13 protein-coding genes are annotated in these 17,883 nt (G+C 63.9%); 5 read left to right on the top strand and 8 right to left on the bottom strand.

Translation table 11 applies throughout. The features are described 5' to 3' along the window. Positions 1–69: 69 nt before the first annotated feature. The 4 genes from ACZ899_RS08865 to ACZ899_RS08850 all read right to left on the bottom strand — a co-directional run bounded on the left by ACZ899_RS08865 (position 70) and on the right by ACZ899_RS08850 (position 5,356). Positions 70–1,044: a PDR/VanB family oxidoreductase gene (locus ACZ899_RS08865; protein ID WP_234562410.1), complete on the bottom strand. Its 975-nt coding sequence runs from the start codon at positions 1,042–1,044 to the stop codon at positions 70–72. A 57-nt stretch (positions 1,045–1,101) separates the two neighbouring features. Beyond that, complete coding sequence (locus tag ACZ899_RS08860) at positions 1,102–2,223, bottom strand: aromatic ring-hydroxylating oxygenase subunit alpha (RefSeq protein WP_050706148.1); 1,122 nt, start codon at positions 2,221–2,223, stop codon at positions 1,102–1,104. Between the two features lie 160 nt (positions 2,224–2,383). Continuing rightward, positions 2,384–3,982 carry a BCCT family transporter gene (locus tag ACZ899_RS08855; RefSeq protein ID WP_234562409.1) on the bottom strand — a complete coding sequence of 533 codons (1,599 nt, stop codon included), beginning with the start codon at positions 3,980–3,982 and terminating at the stop codon, positions 2,384–2,386. 282 nt (positions 3,983–4,264) lie between these two features. Further along, positions 4,265–5,356, bottom strand: a complete 1,092-nt coding sequence (locus ACZ899_RS08850) for a tartrate dehydrogenase (protein ID WP_234562408.1) — start codon at positions 5,354–5,356, stop codon at positions 4,265–4,267. 94 nt (positions 5,357–5,450) lie between these two features. On the opposite strand from ACZ899_RS08850, the gene ACZ899_RS08845 reads away from it, so the two are divergent. Then, the gene (locus tag ACZ899_RS08845; RefSeq protein WP_186711960.1) at positions 5,451–6,362 is read left to right on the top strand and encodes a LysR substrate-binding domain-containing protein; all 912 of its coding nucleotides are present in this window, start codon (positions 5,451–5,453) and stop codon (positions 6,360–6,362) included. A 61-nt stretch (positions 6,363–6,423) separates the two neighbouring features. Here ACZ899_RS08845 and ACZ899_RS08840 read toward each other — a convergent pair whose 3' ends face one another. Together ACZ899_RS08840 and ACZ899_RS08835 are read right to left on the bottom strand one after the other, a co-directional pair. Then, entirely contained in the window at positions 6,424–8,328 is a 1,905-nt protein-coding gene (locus tag ACZ899_RS08840; RefSeq protein ID WP_234562407.1) for a hypothetical protein, read from the bottom strand. A 93-nt stretch (positions 8,329–8,421) separates the two neighbouring features. Then, on the bottom strand, positions 8,422–9,795 hold the full coding sequence (locus ACZ899_RS08835; RefSeq protein ID WP_234562406.1) for an MFS transporter: 1,374 nt from the start codon (positions 9,793–9,795) through the stop codon (positions 8,422–8,424). 505 nt (positions 9,796–10,300) lie between these two features. Here ACZ899_RS08835 and quiC point away from each other — a divergent pair. Continuing rightward, complete coding sequence (quiC, locus tag ACZ899_RS08830; protein WP_203647165.1) at positions 10,301–12,193, top strand: 3-dehydroshikimate dehydratase QuiC; 1,893 nt, start codon at positions 10,301–10,303, stop codon at positions 12,191–12,193. A gap of 211 nt (positions 12,194–12,404) precedes the next feature. Beyond that, positions 12,405–13,067: a TetR/AcrR family transcriptional regulator gene (locus tag ACZ899_RS08825; RefSeq protein ID WP_203647163.1), complete on the top strand. Its 663-nt coding sequence runs from the start codon at positions 12,405–12,407 to the stop codon at positions 13,065–13,067. A 48-nt stretch (positions 13,068–13,115) separates the two neighbouring features. Here the strand turns inward: ACZ899_RS08825 and ACZ899_RS08820 are convergent, their stop codons facing one another. Together ACZ899_RS08820 and aroQ are read right to left on the bottom strand one after the other, a co-directional pair. Continuing rightward, positions 13,116–13,961, bottom strand: a complete 846-nt coding sequence (locus tag ACZ899_RS08820; RefSeq protein ID WP_203647162.1) for a shikimate dehydrogenase — start codon at positions 13,959–13,961, stop codon at positions 13,116–13,118. Further along, entirely contained in the window at positions 13,958–14,407 is a 450-nt protein-coding gene (gene aroQ, locus ACZ899_RS08815) for a type II 3-dehydroquinate dehydratase (protein WP_203647161.1), read from the bottom strand. Before aroQ ends, ACZ899_RS08820 begins: the two co-directional genes overlap by 4 nt. A 351-nt stretch (positions 14,408–14,758) precedes the next feature. On the opposite strand from aroQ, the gene mqo reads away from it, so the two are divergent. Both mqo and ACZ899_RS08805 read left to right on the top strand, forming a co-directional pair. Next, positions 14,759–16,333: a malate dehydrogenase (quinone) gene (mqo, locus tag ACZ899_RS08810; RefSeq protein ID WP_203647160.1), complete on the top strand. Its 1,575-nt coding sequence runs from the start codon at positions 14,759–14,761 to the stop codon at positions 16,331–16,333. 386 nt (positions 16,334–16,719) lie between these two features. Further along, positions 16,720–17,865: a substrate-binding domain-containing protein gene (locus ACZ899_RS08805; RefSeq protein ID WP_203647159.1), complete on the top strand. Its 1,146-nt coding sequence runs from the start codon at positions 16,720–16,722 to the stop codon at positions 17,863–17,865. Positions 17,866–17,883: the final 18 nt, after the last annotated feature.

Genomic DNA, 17,883 nt, shown 5'->3' with positions numbered 1-17,883 from the left:
CGCTTATCGGCACTATTCAGTTACATCTCACCGGCGAATCCGCGCGGGCAGGCGATCCGCCGCCAAGGTTCAGAGATCCAGCACCAACCGCGCCGAGCGCGCCCGCGAGACGCACAGCATCATGGTCTGCTGCGAGGCTTTCTCCTCGTCGCTCAGGTACTGGTCGAAATGCTCGGCCTCGCCTTCGAGGATCGCCGTCTCGCAGGTGCCGCACACGCCTTCGCGGCACAGGCACTCGACCTTGGCGGCCTTGGATTTCTCGATGGCCTGGAGAATGGTCATGCCTTCTTCGACGGCCAGTTCGGTACCGGAGCGCGCCAGTACCACGGTGAACGCCGAGCCTGCGGTCGGCGCGGCGGCGGCGAACTGTTCCCAATGCACGCGGGACTCGGCGATGCCGGCGGCGGCGGCGCTGGCGATCACCGCGTCGATCAGCGGCTTGGGCCCGCACACATAGAGATGGGCGTCATCGGCCAGCCCCGCGCAGAGCGCGGCGAGGTCGAGCTTGCGCTCCAGGCTGTCGATATAGAAGCGGGTGTTGCCAGCATGCGGGCCTTGCGCCAGGTCGCCCTGGAAGGCGCCGTGCTCGGGGGCGCGGAAGGCGTAGTGCAGCTCGTAGGGGGTAGTGCTGCCTTCGAGCTCGTGCAACTGCGCCAGGAACGGGGTGATGCCGATGCCGCCGGCGATCAGCACGTGACGTCCCGCCTTGGGGTCGAGGGCGAACAGGTTGTTGGGGGTGGAAATGGTCAGCTCGCTGCCCACCTCGACCTGCTGGTGCATGAACGCCGAACCGCCCTTGGACTGCTCCTCCAGGCGCACGCCGATCTGGTAGCTGTGCAACTGGCGCGGGTCGCTCATCAGCGAGTAGGCATTGCTGAACTGGCTGCCGCAGGCCGACTGCATCTGCACGATGACGTGGCTGCCGCCGCTGAAGGCGGGCAGGGCGGCGCCGTCGGCGCGGGCCAGGGTGAAGCGCTTGATCTGCGGCGTGGCCTGTTCCACGTCGGTCACGCGCACCTTGAACATTTCGTATTGCTTGGCCATGGCGTACCTCGACAACGAAGCCCCGCGCCAGGCCCTGGCGCGGGGCGGGGAGCGTGTTCAGTCGTCCAGGTGGGCGACGGCGATCAGGTTGTGGAAGTGGGCGATGCCGTGCTCGCTCACGCCGCTGCGCTGCGAATCGACCATGATCCGGCCCTGGCCGCGGTAGCCGCGGGACTTCAGGCCCTTCTGCACGCTCTCGACCAGGCGCAGGTCCTCGGGACGGAACACCTCGCGGTACCAGTCGATCAGCTTGTGCTGCTCCTCGCTGAGGTCCTTGTTGAGGAAGTAGATGTCGTAGTGCTGCAGGGTGGTTTCGGCATCGACCGGGAACTCGTAGATCACGGTCATGAAGTTGGCCCCTGGCGGTACGTTGAACATGGTGCACGGCCAGGCCCAGAAGCCGGCGAAGGACGGATCCTTGACCGTTTCATCGAACTTGAACGACTGCTCCGACGGCTTGGCCAGGCCGTACTGCAAGGTCCAGTTGCCGTGCAGGCTATGGCTGTACTGGCCGACGTCCACCGAGTCGGAGAAGCCGGGGTGGGCCGGGGCGCAGTGGTAGCACTCGAGGTAGTTGTCGACGATCGACTTCCAGTTGGCCGGGGTGTCGCTGACGAAGCGTGCGGCCAGGTGCAGGTCGTCGATCACCGCGCAGGCCTCGCGCATGCGTTTTTGCATGCCGGGCAGCTGGTCTTCGACGGAACCGGCGTCGTTGTCCATGTTGATGAAGATGAAGCCGGCGTACTCTTCGACGCGCAGCTGCACCAGGGTGGAGTTGTCCTTGTCGAAGTTGGCCACGTTCTCGCAGTTGCGCGCGTGGGCCAGTTCGCCGTCGAGCTTGAAGGTCCAGGCGTGGTACGGGCAGGTGATGACGTTCTTGGCCTTGCCGCTGCCTTCGAGCAGCTGGTGGCCGCGGTGCGGGCAGACGTTGTAGAACGCGCGCAGCACGTCGTCGCGGCCACGCACGACGATGATGCTTTCGCCGATCACCTGGCGAGTGATGTAGGCGTTTTTTTCGGCGACTTCGCTGCGGTGGCCGACGCAGATCCAACTGCGGGCGAAGATCGCTTCCTTCTCGTGCTCGAAGACGGCGGCCTGGGTGTAGAACTTTGCCGGGAGGGTGAAGGCCTCTTCGGGGTTGGCGCAGAAGTCGGCGGGCAGGCGTTTGAAATCGTTCATGGCTCTATCTCGGTTCTTATTGGTTAACGCGTATCTGTTGGTTAACAATCTGGGCAAAAAAATTTGTGTCAGGTTTTGCTGGCGTGGGAGCGGGCTTGCCCCGCGATAGCGATGGCAGCCCATATCGCGGGGCAAGCCCGCTCCCACGACAAATCCAGACTCAGTGCACCACTGCCGCGCTGCGAGGCGCTTGCGCTTGGGGCTCTTCGCCGGCCAGGCGGGTGGCCTCTTCCTCGATGCGGTACGCCGGCACCTGGCCGTAGTCGGCCGCCAGCCACTTGAAGAAGCCGTAGATCTTCACTAGCAGGATCACCATGAACGGGATCGCGGTGAGCACCACGGCGGTCTTCATGGTCGACAGCGAGGCCTTGGCGAACAGCATGGCCAGCGGCACCAGGGTCAGCACCACGCACCAGAACAGGCGCAGGGTCGGGCTCGGGTCCTCGCCCTCGCGCAGGTTACGGGTGCTGGTGGCGGCCACGGCGTAGGCGGCGGCATCCATGTGCGAGGCGCAGAACACCGCCATGATGAACAGGTACGCGGCGAGGAACAGCGTGCCCCATGGCAGGGCCAGCAAGAGATCAGTCACCGCCGCTTCGCCACCGAGGGTGCCGAGCAGCTTGGGCACGTCGATCTGGCCGTTGATGAACTGGTGCATGCTGTAGCTTTCCAGCGCGCCGAAGAAGAACCAGCAACCGAAGCTGCCGCCCAGCAGCAGGGCGAACACCACTTCCTTGATCAGCCGGCCACGCGAGACGCGGGCGACGAACATGGCCACGCCCGGCGCGTAGGACACCCACCACAGCCAGTAGAACACCGTCCAGTTGCGGGTGAAGGCACCGTCGCCGGCCGGGTCGGTGAACAGGCTCATCTGCACGTAATGTTGCAGCATCAGGCCGATGGAATTGGCGGTGTTGTTCAGGGTGAACTGGGTCGGGCCGACCAGCAGGACAATGGCCGCGAATACCAGGGCGCCGATGCAGACCATCTTCGACAGGCGCTGCAGGCCGCCGTCGATGCCGATGTACGAACTCAGCGAGAACAGCAGCGCCACTGCACCGATCACCAGCAGTTGCACGGTGAAGGTGTTGGGGGTGCCGGCCAGGTCGGCAAGGCCGCGGGTCAGGGTCGAGGCGGTGAGCGCCAGCGACACGGTCAGCGCGCCCATCATGGTCAGCAGGAAGATCAGGTCGACGGCGCGCCCGACGGGGCCGGTGGCCTTGAAGCCGGTGACCGCCTCGATGATCGAGGCCAGGTTCAGGCCGCTCTTCTTGCGCACATGGAAGTGATAGGCCATGGCCAAGGAGGCCAGGGCGTAGATCGACCAGGCGCTGATGCCCCAGTGGAAGAACGAGTAGCTAACGCTGTACTCCAGGGCCTTGGCCGACATCGGCGCGATGTTCAGGCCCGGGGTCTGGTAGTAGTAGGCCCACTCCATCACGCCCCAGTACAGGGTCGAGGAACCCATGCCGGCGCAGATGAACATGAACACCCAGGTGGTGGTGGAATACTCCGGCTTGCCGGCGCCCAGGCGGATGTTGCCGTACTTGCTGAAGGCCAGGTACAGCACGGCCAGGGAACTGCCGAACACCAGGACCTGGACGCTGGTGCCGAAGGTGCGGGTGGCCACCTCGAACAGCTGGTTGGCCAGGCTTTCGGCCTGGGCGGGGAAGGCAGCAAGGCCGATCACGGTGAGCAGCACGGCCAACAGGCTCACGGCGATCAGGAACACGTCGATCTTTTTGTTATTGGGGGACATCAATTGTCTCCTGGAGCATTTTTTTTGTAGTAGGCGTCAGGCGTTGGGGAAGTCCGTATCGAGGCTGGGTTTTCCTTTCTGTTAACCGATGGATAACAAGTATCTTTTGGTTTACAGATTCTGCATTGAATCGAAGTGGGTGGCAATAGGATCGTCGGACAATCCGGATGGTTGGGTGTTGTCTGGGCTGGCGCTATCGCGGGGCAAGCCCGCTCCCACGTACAGTAAGACGCATCGCTTCTTTGTGGGAGCGGGCTTGCCCCGCGATGACCTGACGCCGACTCAGGCCCCGAGCAGCTCGGCGATGGCCTTGCCCACTTCCTGGGTCGAGCGGCTGCCGCCCATGTCGCGGGTGGTGTCGCCGTTGGCGATCACTGTCTCGATGGCCTTGAGGATGTCGTCATGGGCCGCCTGGTAGCGGGCGTCATTGTCGGCCTGGCCGAGGAACTCGAGCATCAGCGCGCCGGACCAGATCATCGCGATCGGGTTGGCAATGTTCTGGCCATGGATGTCCGGCGCCGAACCGTGCACCGGCTCGAACAGCGACGGGAACTTGCGCTCGGGGTTGAGGTTGGCCGACGGCGCGATGCCGATGGTGCCGGCGCAGGCCGGGCCGAGGTCGGAGAGGATGTCGCCGAACAGGTTGGAGGCCACCACCACGTCGAAGCGCTCCGGCTGCAGCACGAAACGGGCGCAGAGGATGTCGATGTGCTGCTTGTCCCAGCTGATCTCGGGGTAGTGGGCGGCCATGGCGGCGGTGCGCTCGTCCCAGTAGGGCATGCTGACGGCCATGCCGTTGGACTTGGTCGCCGAGGTGACGTGCTTGCGCTCGCGGGTCTGCGCCACGTCGAAGGCGTACTTGAGGATGCGGTCCACGCCACGGCGGGTGAACACCGACTCCTGCAGCACGAACTCGTTGTCGGTGCCTTCGAACATGCGTCCGCCCAGGGACGAATATTCACCCTCGGTGTTCTCGCGGATCACCACGAAGTCGATGTCGCCGGGCTGCTTGTTTGCCAGCGGGCAGGGCACGCCGGGGAACAGGCGCACCGGGCGGATGTTCACGTACTGGTCGAAATCGCGGCGGAACTTGAGCAAGGATCCCCACAGCGAGATGTGGTCCGGGACCTTGTCCGGCCAGCCGACGGCGCCGAAGTACAGGGCGTCGAAGCCCTTGAGCTGGTCGAACCAGTCGTCGGGCATCATCTTGCCGTGGGCCAGGTAGTAGTCGCAGCTGGCCCACTCGAAGAACTCGAACTCAAGGTTCAGGCCGTGCTTGCGGGCGGCGGCCTCGACCACGCGCAGGCCTTCGGGGAGGACTTCGTTGCCGATGCCGTCACCGGGGATGGCGGCGATCTTGAAGGTCTTTGTCATGGGGCGCCTCTCGTGTTCAGGGAAGATGCGGTCATGCTATAAGGCTGTGCTTCGGAGATAATCCGGCAATCCATCAATTCTTGGTGCACGAATCGTGAATAATCTGCCGAATCTGGACGACCTCGATATCTTCCTGCAGGTGGCCCGCCGCGCCAGCTTCGCCGCGGTGGCCGACGAGCGCGGCATGTCGGCGGCGTTCGTCAGCAAGCGCATCCGTCTGCTGGAGGACAGCCTTGGCGTGCGTCTGCTGCATCGCACCACCCGGCGGGTGACGGTGAGCGAGGAGGGCGAGCGGGTATACCAGTGGGCGCAGCAGATCTTCGAGACCCTGCAGCGCATGGACGACGATCTCAACGCCGGCCAGCGCGAGCCGGTCGGGCAGTTGCGCATCGCCAGCAGCCTGGGCCTGGGCCGGCGCTTCGTCGCCCCGGCGCTGTCGGAACTGGCGGCGCGCTACCCGCGTCTGGACATCCGCCTGGATGTACACGACCGCCTGGTGGACCTGATCGCCGAAGGCGTCGACCTGGATATCCGCGTGGGCAACGTCATCGCCCCGCACCTGATCGCCAAGCCCCTGGCGCGCAACCGCCGGGTGTTGTGCGCGGCGCCTGCGTACCTGGCCGAGCATGGTACGCCGCGGGTGCTGGCGGACCTGGCCAGCCATGACTGCCTGGTGATCAAGGAGCGCGACCACCCGTTCGGGCTATGGCACCTGGAAGGGCCGCAGGGCGAGGAGAGCGTGCGGGTGACCGGCGGGCTGTCGAGTAACCATGGCGAGGTGGCGCACCAGTGGTGCCTGGACGGGCGGGGGATCCTGCTGCGCTCGTGGTGGGACGTGCACGACAGCATCGCCGAGGGACGGCTGGTGCAGGTGCTGCCGGATTACCAGCAGGCGGCGGACATCTGGGCGGTGTACACCGCGCCCTTGGCCGGCTCGGCCAAGGTGCGGGTGGCGGTGGAGTTCTTTCGGCAGTATTTTGCCGAACGGTATCGGTTGCCTGATTGAAGGCAGGAGGCCGCATTGCGGCCCCGCCGACTTCAATGACTGAACGTGCTCAGAGGTTCACTCATCTGGACGGGCCATTGTTGAACCGGAAGCGGAATACGTTACCGTTCATGGCACCGCCTGTCTGAGTCCTCTCGATAGTGGCTGGAATACCATCGGGGGAATCGAAGTCGGCTATCCCAAACTTCCCATAAAGCGGACCTTTGAAGTTTAATTTCCGACTACGATCTTCGTTGTAGAAACTCCAGTAGTAAGTGCTGCTATCTGATGAGTCAGTAAAAATCCGTGCGGAACGCGCTTTACCACCGGCGTCGTGAGGGCAGCCGACTTCTTCAGTTATCAGGTATTCGGCAAAGGAAGTGCTAAAGCCACACATCGGGCTTTTGAAGTTTTTCTCAGCAAACAGCAGGACAGCATTACCTCCATGCAGGGCATCTACAACGGCGCCATTCAGTGCTCCGCCTTTCTGCGTACGAGTGTAACCGGTGGGCACATCTTTTGCGTCGTCAATATTCTTGACGCTGACATCATCTGCACCTTCGGCGGTTCTCGTGTAGCACACGTGGCGTTCTCCTGGTCCATCATAGAGGCAAAGTCGCTGTGCGATGCCGATATTGGTCAGTCTGAAGGACCGCACAGGTTGCTCATCGCACGCGCTGGAAATATTCATGGGTTGCCCGGAACGAATCTGAAGGTAGCATTCCTTTCCCTGGGAGTCCGGTTGTTCAAATAGCGACAGACTGATTGCATTGAGCGGGCCGTAGAAACTGCTCACATACTCGGCCCTCTTGTCCTCAATGAACTGCGCCATGTCATGCAGCGCGTCCCCCATGGGCTTGCCCTGATATTCCACCCTGGGGTTGGAGAAGTTGGGCAGGGCGCCGTGGGCGGTGACCATCTGGGTATGGAACTCAGGGGCGGTCTCGTGTTTGTAGCCATGGTTGAGTGGATTGGAAGGCGCAGGGTCCCAACCAACGGTGCCGCCATAGTTCTGGCCAAGTACATGGGCCAGTGACGAAGGGCAACTGATGGCGCTGTACGCGGTCTCCTTGGTCGACCAGCTGTACGCGACCCCACAGAACTCGGTGAAGGTGCCATACAGCGAGACCAGGTCTGCGCCCAGCGCGCCGCGGTTTTTCCAGACCATCTTGCCCAGCTCGGTGTCCTTGCTTTTCAGCTCGTCCAGGTCACTACCGTCGCCTTCGTAGTTGGAGTCGTAGATAGCGGCAAGTTCATAGATGACGTTCATCTTGCTGTTTGCAAAGTACTGGTTGGCATCCTGTAACGCACCAATCAGTTCCTCTTTGTAGTTTGGCTTGCTCTCGCGCACAGGCTTGGTCGATACCAGCAGCACACGAACGAAGTAGTAGTCAGGGCGTTTGGTCTTATCGGAGGGTGGGATTTTTTCGCTGGCCCCTGGGGTCGGCAACGGTTTGGATTCCGGCGGTAGTTTCGACTCATCAACCTTAATGAGTGCCTGCTGGCCAGGGTTTATGTAGTCAAGACGATAGAGCTGCCCATCGACGATCAGTCTACCGACGACCTTGTCCTGTTGGCGTACAAGGGAAAGATAGTAGCGCGGATCGTAATCGATTTCGTTCTTCGCTTGGCTGGCGGGTTTTTTCTTCCACTCGGAGGCCTTGTAACCTACCCAACTGTCAAATCCGCTGGCCAGGGGCTTGGAGGGGCGCAAGTGGAACTCTACGGTTTTGCCATCAGGTGTCGAGACGGCGATAGCCTGAGTCTGTGGATCGACCAACTTCGTATCCACCTTGACCAGCTTGATCTCGACGTTGGCAGGTTCAGCCAACAACCTGGCCAGGTAACCTGTCGCGGTCTTCTTCAACTGGGCGGTATCCTGCCCGGTTTCTACAGTAAACAGTGGCGTGGCCGCTTGCGCGGAAATTACCGTGACCATCGCCAGTAATACCCCCGCCCACGCTGTTTTCCAATTGCGCACGTTCATCGGATTGCTCCTGTGGTTTAACCCTCGCCCACAGCAGAGCAGTTTGTGAAATACCAGTCACCTGGCAATAATGTCAGGTGACTGGCCGGGCCCTCAGTGGCTCATCACTTTCGCGGTGGCCTTGCGGCCGGATTCATAGACCTCGCGATCCATCGGCCGCGCCTGTGGGTTGCCCAGGTCTTCCATGGCCAGTCGATGGGTCTCCGGCGCCAGGTACGCGGCGAACGCGCACACGCAGGTGACCAGGAACGCCAGCCCGCCGACCACCAGCCAGATATGCTCCGAACCCGGTGGCGCCACGGCGGCGAACAGCGCCGGCAGCATGGCGGTGATCATGGTGCCGATGTTCTGCGCGATGGCCATGGCAGAGACGCGGTAGCGGGTGTGGAACAGCTCGGGGTAGAAGCTTGGGAACACCGCGTTGTAACCCTGGTAGACCATGCCCCACATGAGAATCGAAGCGGCGAAGGCCAGCGGCACGTTCTGGATGCTGATCGCGTACAGGTAGGCGAAGGCCAGCAGGCCCGAGCCCAGGCAGCCGGCGATCATGGTCGGGCGACGGCCGATCCGGTCGGACAGGTTGCCGACGAAGGGGATCACCAGCACCGCGACGATGTTGCCCACCACCGGGATCCACAGGTACACGCTCTTGTCGAAGCCGATGCCGTAGGCCGGCTGCACCGCGTAGGCCGCGCCGAAGATGGTGGCGACCACCGGAATCACGTTCATCAGCGCCATGAACATCACCAGCACCATGTGCTTCCAGCTGTGGCGGAAGGCTTCGCTGATCGGCGACTTGGCGACCTTGTCCTGTTTCTCCTCCTGGACGAAAGCCGGGGTCTCGTGCACTTCCTTGCGGATGATGAAACCGGCGATCAGCACTACCGCGCTCATCAGGAACGGGATGCGCCAGCCCCACTCGTTGAAGGCCTCGCTGGGCATGAAGTAGGCCAGCGGCAGGAACACCGCCGCCGCCATCACCTGGCCGGCCTGCACGCCTTGCAGGGTGTAGCTGGCGTAGTAGCCGCGGCGGCCGAACGGCGCGTGCTCCATGATCATCGAGCTGGCTCCGGAGATTTCGCCGGCCACGGCGAAGCCCTGGACCAGGCGCAGCACCACCAGCAGCGCCGGGGCCAGCAGGCCGATGTCGTGGTAGGTGGGCAGCAGGCCCACGGCCATGGTCGACAGGCCCATCAGGAACATGCACAGCAGCAGCACGTTCTTGCGCCCGCGAGTGTCGCCCCAGTGGCCGAGCACGCAGGCGCCGATCGGGCGCGCCAGATAGCCCACGCCGTAGGTGGCCAGCGAGGCGATGATGGCCATTTTCGGGTCGGCGGAGGGGAAGAAGATCTGCGGGAAGATCAGCGCTGCGGCCTGGGCATAGATGAAGAAGTCGTAGTACTCGAGGGCAGAGCCGATCCATCCGCTGGCGGTGGCTTTCTTGGCTTGGGAGCTTGAGCGGGCCATGTTGTCTCCGTTGTTCTTGTCAGGGGCCGGATGGTCAGCGCGCGCGGGGCACGGCAACGGGGCTGTAGGGAGAAGACGAACGCGGCGGCGCGGATCGCAGGGCGAGCAAGGTATGCATAGGTCGGTACCCGTTTTCTTGAACTTATTATGTGGTGACGTTGGGCGTTGCAGCGCGGGGCCCGCCGAACGACCGGCGTGGCAGCGAGAAGGGCCGGCGGGGCCTGCGACTGGTGTTCATGGTTGTTCACGGGGGTGGGTGAATCAATTCGCCGGAACGGGTTTTGTTCGGTAATCGAACGAAAACTAACTGTTTCGTACAAAGTGCATTGCCGGGGCGACTTTACCTGCGAATAATCGATCGTGCCAGACAGATGCTGTCGGGACTGGCCCTTTCGCGGGGCAAGCCCGCTCCTACAGGGAACAACGCAACACCTGTGGGAGCGGGCTTGCCCCGCGATAGGGCCGGACCTGCCCTGGCCTCCCTCAATAACAAGGAACACCCGCCATGCACCGTTCGATCGCCACCGTTTCCTTGAGCGGCACCCTGCCGGAAAAACTCGAAGCCATTGCCGCCGCGGGTTTCGACGGCGTCGAGATCTTCGAGAACGACCTGCTGTACTACGCCGGCAGCCCCCGCGAGATCCGCCAGCTGTGCGCGGACCTGGGGTTGGCGATCACCCTGTTCCAGCCGTTTCGCGACTTTGAAGGCTGCCGCCGCGACCGCCTGCACAAGAACCTCGACCGCGCCGAGCGCAAGTTCGATCTGATGCAGGAGCTGGGCACCGACCTGGTGCTGCTGTGCAGCAATGTCCAGCCCGACGCCCTGGGCGATGAGCAACTGCTGGTGGACGACCTGCGCCTGCTTGCCGAACATGCCGGTGACCGCGGCCTGCGTATCGGCTACGAGGCCTTGGCTTGGGGCCGCCACGTCAACACCTGGCAGCAGGTGTGGAGCCTGGTGCGCCAGGCCGATCATCCGGCGCTGGGGGTGATCCTCGACAGCTTCCACACCTTGTCGATCAAGGGCGACCCCAGCGGTATCCGCGATATTCCCGGCGAGAAGATCTTCTTCGTGCAGATGGCCGACGCACCGATCCTGGCCATGGATGTGCTGGAGTGGAGTCGCCACTTCCGCTGCTTCCCGGGGCAGGGCGAGATGGACCTGGCGGGTTTCCTCGCGCCGATTCTGGCCACCGGCTATCGCGGTCCGCTGTCGCTGGAGATTTTCAACGACGGTTTCCGTGCGGCACCGCCCCGGCAGAATGCCGCCGACGGCTTGCGTTCGCTGCTGTATCTGGAGGAGAAGACCCGCCTTCAGTTGGAGCGTGAGGCGCGGGCTGCCGAGCCTGGCGTGCTGTTCGCGCCGCCGCCCGCGAGCCGCTACGACGGCGTGGAGTTCCTTGAATTCGCCGTCGACGAGGCGGTAGGCGCGCGCCTGGGTGTGTGGCTCAAGCGCCTGGGCTTCGCCGAGGTCGGCGAACACCGCAGCAAGGCGGTGCGCCTGCTGCGCCAGGGCGATATCAATATCGTGCTCAACGCCGAGCCTTACTCGTTCGCCCACAACTTCTTCGAGGCCCATGGCCCGTCGTTGTGTGCCACGGCCCTGCGGGTGAACGACGGCCAGGCCGCGCTGCGGCGCGCCACCGCCTACCGTGGCCAGCCGTTCCGTGGCCTGGTCGGCCCCAATGAGCGCGAGATCCCGGCGGTGCGCGCCCCCGACGGCAGTCTGTTGTACCTGGTAGAGCCGGACAGCGATGGCCCGACCCTCTACGACACCGACTTCCACCTGGACCGGAACGCCCAGGCCAGCGGCGGGCTCAAGCGCATCGACCACATGGCCCTGGCGCTGCCGGCCGAGGCGCTGGACAGCTGGGTGCTGTTCTACAAGAGCCTGTTCGATTTCACCGCCGACGACGAGGTGGTGCTGCCCGACCCCTATGGCCTGGTCAAGAGCCGTGCCCTGCGCAGTCAGTGCGGCAGCCTGCGCCTGCCGTTGAACATTTCGGAGAACCGCAACACCGCCATCGCCCATGCCCTGGACAGTTATCGCGGCTCGGGCGTGCACCATGTCGCCTTCGACTGCGACGATATCTTCCGCGAGGTGGCCAGGGCCAAGGAGGCCGGCGTGCCGTTGCTGGAGATCCCGCTGAACTACTACGACGACCTGGCGGCGCGCTTCGACTTCGATGACGAGTTCCTCAGCGAGCTGGCGTATTACAACGTGCTGTACGACCGCGATGCCCAGGGCGGCGAGCTGTTCCATGTGTACACCGAACCGTTCGAGGGGCGCTTCTTCTTCGAGATCCTGCAGCGCAAGGGCGGTTACGCCGGGTATGGCGCGGCCAACGTGGCGGTGCGCCTGGCGGCGATGGCCAAGGCGCGCAAGTCGGTGCTGTAGCTGTAGGAGCGGCCTTGTGCCGCGAATGGGCTGCGTAGCAGCCCCAGGATTTCAGCGTTCAAGCAAGGATCGCCGGGGCCGCTTTGCGGCCCTTTCGCGGCACAAGGCCGCTCCTACAGGGACCGCGCACTCTCGACCAACACCACGCTTCCCTGCACCGCCCGGCTCACGGATAATCGCCCGGATTCCTATAACGAGCCTGTGAGTCGGTATGAGTGATTCGGTAGCCAAGCCTGAAGTCGAAGGGCTGCGCAGATCGCGCAAGAACAACCCGGAAAAGACCCGCGAGAACATTCTCCAGGCCGCCATCACCGAGTTTGTCCAGCAGGGCCTGGCCGGCGCCCGGGTCGACGCCATCGCCGAGCGCACCGCCACCTCCAAGCGCATGATCTACTACTACTTCGGCAGCAAGGAGCAGCTCTACGTCGAATGCCTGGTCAAGCTCTACGGCGACATCCGCAAGACCGAGCACAGCCTGGACCTCGACTCGCTTGCGCCCGAGCAGGCGATCCAGCGCCTGGTGGAGTTCACCTTCGATCACCACGCCAACAACGTCGACTTCGTGCGCATCGTCTGCACCGAGAACATCCATTACGGCGAGTACGTCAAGCAGTCGCCGGTGATCCGCGAAATGAGCAGCATGGTGCTCGATGCGCTGGGCAAGATCCTCGCCCGTGGCGTGGAGCAGGGCGTGTTCCGCCCGGGGATCGAGGTGATCGACCTGCACATGCTGATGAGCTCTTTCTGCTTCTACCGGGTGTCGAACCGCCATACCTTCGGCGATATCTTCCAGATCGACCTGGCCGACGAACAGGTCAAGCAGCGTCACAAGCAGGTGATCTGCGAAGCGGTGATGCGCTACATCAAGGCCTGACGGGCGATCGCGGGCAAGTCGACAGACCCGCGATGGACCTCCTGGTGGTCAGAAGCTGGCGAAGTGCGCCTGCATGCGCTCGGCATCGGCCGGGCGTCCGCTGAACAGCTCGAAGGCCTTGACCGCCTGGAACACCGCCATGGTGCCGCCATCCAGGGTGCGGCAGCCCAAGGCGCGGGCATGGCGCAACAGCTCGGTCTGCAGGGGGAAGTAGATGATCTCCGCCACCCATAGTCGAGGGTGCAGCAGTGCGGGCGGCAACGGGGTGCCGGGTAGCTTGGCCATGCCCACGGGCGTGGTGTTGACCAGGCCATCGGCGTCGGCCACCGCGCCAGCCAGGTCTTCGCCGAGCACGGCACGACCGGCGCCGAAACGCTCAGTGAGATTGTCCACCAGTGCCTGGGCACGGGCCCGGTCCACCTCGAACAGCTGCAACCGCTCGACGCCTTCGGCCAGCAGCGCATGGGCCACTGCCGCGCCGGCGCCGCCAGCACCCATCTGTACGACGTGCTGCCGCGCGACCCCAGGCAGGCCGCGCCGCAAGCCCTCGGCGAAACCCAGGCAGTCGGTGTTGTGGCCCACCCGCCGGCCATCGCGCAGTACCACGGTGTTCACCGCGCCAATGCCACGGGCTTCGTCCGACAGCTCGTCGAGCAACGGCAGGATCGCCTGCTTGAACGGGAAGGTGATGTTGAGCCCGGTGAAACCGGTGCGCTCGGCGGCATCGAGCAGCGCGGGCAGGGCGCTGTCGTCCAGGCCCAGCTGGTCGGCGTCGATCAGCCGGTACAGGTAGCGCAGCCCCTGGGCGTCGCCTTCATGCTCGTGCAGCGCCGGGGTGCGCGAGGCCTGGATGCCACGGCCGATGAGGCCGGCGAGGATACCCGCGCCGTTCATGCCGCGTGCTCGCGCAGGTATTTGCTGAAGTAGCCCAGGGCCATGCAATAGCCCTGGCTGCCGAGGCCGCAGATCACCCCCACGGCGATGCTGGAGACGAACGACAGATGGCGGAACGGCTCGCGCTTGTGCACGTTGGACAGGTGCACCTCGATCACCGGCAGTTCGCTGGCCACCAGGGCGTCGCGGATGGCCACCGAGGTGTGGGTCCAGGCGGCGGGGTTGATCAGGATGCCGTGGCAGCGGCCACGGGCGGCATGGATCCAGTCGAGCAGCTCGCCTTCGTGGTTGGTCTGGCGAAACTCCAGTTCCAGGCCCAGTTCGCTGGCGCTGTCGGCGCACAGTCGGGCCAGGTCGGCAAGGGTTTCATGGCCGTACTGGGCGGGTTCGCGGGTGCCCAGCAGGTTGAGATTGGGGCCGTTGAGCACGAGGATTCGGGGTGTCATGACGGGGCATCGCTTTGTTGTTTTTGGATACCTCGATAATTGTACTATCTGGTTAGTTTGGTCAAATGTTGAGCGGTATAAAGCGTGCGATTATCGGCTGCCTGTACCGGCCCTATCGCGGGGCAAGCCCGCTCCCACGCTGGTGATGCCTGCAACTCTGCTCCCTGTAGGAGATCACACAGCCCTTCCGGGCTGCGCTGTCGCGCAGGGAACAGTGTTCCAGCGTGGGAGCGGGCTTGCCCCGCGATAGGGCCGGTACAGGTGATAACCAGCATCCTGACCATACCCGATTAAATCAGTCGGCTAAGCTTGTTTCCGCAGACGCACGGAACGACCAACACGGGAGAGCACATGAACATCAGCAAAACGCCCAGGTGGGCAGTCGCGGCACTGGTCCTGGCCCTGGGCCTTCACGCCCACGCCGCCGAAGGCAAGCGGGTAGATGTGCTGCTGGTGGGCGGCGGCATCATGAGTTCCACGCTGGCGGTCTGGCTCAACGAGCTGGAGCCGGGCTGGTCGATGGAGATGGTCGAGCGCCTGGACAAGGTCGCCGAGGAAAGCTCCAACGGCTGGAACAACGCCGGCACCGGCCACTCGGCGCTGGCCGAACTCAACTACACCCCGGAGAAGGACGGCAAGATCGACATCAGCAAGGCGGTGGAGATCAACGAGTCGTTTCAGGTCACCCGCCAGTTCCTCGCCTGGCAAGTGAAGCAGGGGGTGCTGAAGAATCCGCGCTCGTTCATCAACACCACACCGCACATGAGCTTCGTCTGGGGCGACGACAACATCCGCTTCCTCAAGAAGCGCTACGAGGCGCTGCAGGCCAGCCCATTGTTCAAACCCATGCAGTATTCCGAGGACCATGCGCAGATCGCCAAGTGGGTGCCGCTGATGATGGAGGGGCGCGACCCGAACCAGAAGCTCGCCGTCACCTGGACGCCCATCGGCACCGACGTCAACTTCGGCGAGATCACCCGCCAGTACGTCGGCTACCTGCAGACCCGGCCCAACTTCGACCTCAAGCTGTCCAGCGAGGTGCAGGACATCACCCGCAACGACGACGGCAGTTGGCACGTCGAGTACAAGAACCTCAAGGACGGCAGCACCTCGACCACCGACGCCAAATTCCTGTTCATCGGCGCCGGCGGCGCGGCACTGCCGTTGCTGCAGAAGTCCGGCATCGACGAGGCCAAGGACTATGCCGGCTTCCCGGTGGGCGGCTCGTTCCTGGTCACCGACAACCCGGCCATCGCCCAGCGCCACATGGCCAAGGCCTACGGCATCGCCGCCACCGGCGCGCCGCCGATGTCGGTGCCGCACCTGGACACCCGGGTGCTCGACGGCAAGCGCATGATCCTGTTCGGGCCGTTCGCCACCTTCTCCACCAAGTTCCTCAAGGAAGGTTCGCTGCTCGACCTGTTCGCCAGCATGTCGTTGCACAACACCTGGCCGATGGTGCGGGTCGGGGTGCGCGAGTTCGACCTGGTGCAGTACCTGATCGGCCAGCTGATGCAGTCCGACGATGACCGCTTCGCCGCGCTGCAGACCTACTTCCCCGAGGCGAAGAAGGCCGACTGGCGCCTGTGGCAGGCCGGCCAGCGGGTGCAGATCATCAAGAAGGACGAGAACCAGGGCGGGGTGCTGAAGCTGGGCACCGAAGTGGTGACATCCAAGGATGGCAGCATCGCCGGGCTGCTCGGTGCCTCGCCGGGCGCCTCGACCGCGCCGCCGATCATGCTCGACCTGCTGAACAAGGTGTTCAAGGACAAGGTGGCCACGCCCGAGTGGCAGGCGAAGATCAAGCAGATCATTCCGTCCTACGGCATCCGCCTGAACGAGCACCCGGACAAGGTCCAGCAAGAGTGGGCCTACACCAGCGAGATCCTGCAACTGGCGACGCCCAGCGAGGTTGCCGCGCCCTAAGTGATCGCTCCCGCAGCCGGGCGCTGCGGGAGCGGGTTCCCCCCAACATGAGCCACCGGCCACTGTGAAGTGGTCGCACTGGAAAAATCTTTTTTCTCACCTGCTACAAACTCCCGAGTGCCTGATCCGCCATCCTCCTGATCGATCCCTCCGGTACCGTTTGCCCTGTTCACTGTCTGCCCAGCCGCGAGCGCAAAAAACGCCCCCCGACACCCGAGCTTTTCCCCGCCGAACTCCCGATGTTTTTTCCTCTGCCTGTCACCACAAGCTGCGAATGTTGCCTCCGTGGACAGGCCGCCAGCCCCTCTGGATCAGGGTATGCAGCCTGTGGCCACAGCAATGCGCGACCCACTCAACGTACGAACACGACGATAGGAGATTGCTTCATGTTTAAGCGTACTGTGATCGCCGCCTCCCTGGTGGCTGCTACCCTGGCTTCGGCCCAATCCATGGCTGCTGTTGTCGGTGGCGGCGCCACCCTGCCTGAGCCGCTGTACAACGGCAACGCCACCTGGGAAGGCATCCTGCCAAGCGGCTTCAGCTACACCGGCGTGGGCAGCGGCGGTGGCAAGACCGCTTTCCTGACCAACGCCCCTGCGTCGATCAACCAGCCGGCCGGCACCAACGTCGACTTCGCCGGTTCCGACTCGGTGCTCAGCGCCAGCGAACTGTCGACCTACGACACCAACCGCGCCGCGACTTGGGGCAAACTGATCCAGATCCCGGCCGTCGGCACCACCGTCACCATCCCTTACCACCGCAATGGTGTCAGCGATCTGCAGGTCAACGCTTCGCAGCTGTGCGGCGTGTTCTCCGGCAGCATCTCCACCTGGGGCCAACTGCTCGGCACCGCCGACACCACCCCGATCAAGGTGATCTACCGCAACGGCAGCAGCGGCACCACCGAGCTGCTGGCGCGCTTCCTCAACGACAGCTGCCCGACCGCCTTCTCGGTCAGCAGCACCTTCACCAGCGCCAACGTCGGCACCGAGCCGAGCACCTGGCAGGGCGTGGCCGGCAGCGCTGACGTGATCAATGCGGTCAATGCCACCGACGGCGCCATCGGCTACGTCAGCCCTGACTTCGTCGATACCGCCAACAACGCCCAGGTGGCCCGTGTCAGCAAGCTGGCCAGCGGCACCGCCGTACTGCCGACCGTCGACAACGCCCAGGCCGCCCTGGCCAGCGCCACCGCCCCGACCGCCAACCGCGCCAACCCGGCCAGCTGGGCTGTCACCTTCGGCCGTGGCGCCAGCGACAAGCCGGTCCCAACCACTGGCTACCCGATCGTCGGCTACACCAACCTGCTGGTTGGCCAGTGCTACAAGGACGCCGCCGACGCCACCGCTGTTCGTGGCTTCCTCAACGACCTGTACAGCGGCAACCACGACCTGGCCATCGGTATCCACTCCTTCGTGCCGGTTCCGGTCGCCTTCGCCGATGAAATCAAGAAGGCCTTCCTGACCAACGCAGGCAACGAAGGCCTGGATATCGCCAACACCAACGTGTGCAACGGTATCGGTCGCTCGTAACAGGCAAAACCCCGGTGG

This window comes from Pseudomonas sp. TE31087, from assembly GCF_057284075.1.
The sequence above is the reverse complement of the archived record's forward strand: the minus strand, read 5'-3'. Positions and strand labels throughout refer to the sequence as shown.

Bases quoted from the DNA above. Each gene is read 5' to 3' on its own strand.
- ACZ899_RS08850 (WP_234562408.1), bottom strand. From the start codon at position 5,356: ATGACAAAGACCTTCAAGATCGCCGCCATCCCCGGTGACGGCATCGGC.
- ACZ899_RS08805 (WP_203647159.1), top strand. From the start codon at position 16,720: ATGTTTAAGCGTACTGTGATCGCCGCCTCCCTGGTGGCTGCTACCCTG.
- mqo (WP_203647160.1), top strand. From the start codon at position 14,759: ATGAACATCAGCAAAACGCCCAGGTGGGCAGTCGCGGCACTGGTCCTG.
- ACZ899_RS08840 (WP_234562407.1), bottom strand. From the start codon at position 8,328: ATGAACGTGCGCAATTGGAAAACAGCGTGGGCGGGGGTATTACTGGCG.
- ACZ899_RS08825 (WP_203647163.1), top strand. From the start codon at position 12,405: ATGAGTGATTCGGTAGCCAAGCCTGAAGTCGAAGGGCTGCGCAGATCG.
- ACZ899_RS08820 (WP_203647162.1), bottom strand. From the start codon at position 13,961: ATGAACGGCGCGGGTATCCTCGCCGGCCTCATCGGCCGTGGCATCCAG.
- ACZ899_RS08835 (WP_234562406.1), bottom strand. From the start codon at position 9,795: ATGGCCCGCTCAAGCTCCCAAGCCAAGAAAGCCACCGCCAGCGGATGG.
- quiC (WP_203647165.1), top strand. From the start codon at position 10,301: ATGCACCGTTCGATCGCCACCGTTTCCTTGAGCGGCACCCTGCCGGAA.
- ACZ899_RS08865 (WP_234562410.1), bottom strand. From the start codon at position 1,044: ATGGCCAAGCAATACGAAATGTTCAAGGTGCGCGTGACCGACGTGGAA.
- ACZ899_RS08860 (WP_050706148.1), bottom strand. From the start codon at position 2,223: ATGAACGATTTCAAACGCCTGCCCGCCGACTTCTGCGCCAACCCCGAA.
- aroQ (WP_203647161.1), bottom strand. From the start codon at position 14,407: ATGACACCCCGAATCCTCGTGCTCAACGGCCCCAATCTCAACCTGCTG.
- ACZ899_RS08855 (WP_234562409.1), bottom strand. From the start codon at position 3,982: ATGTCCCCCAATAACAAAAAGATCGACGTGTTCCTGATCGCCGTGAGC.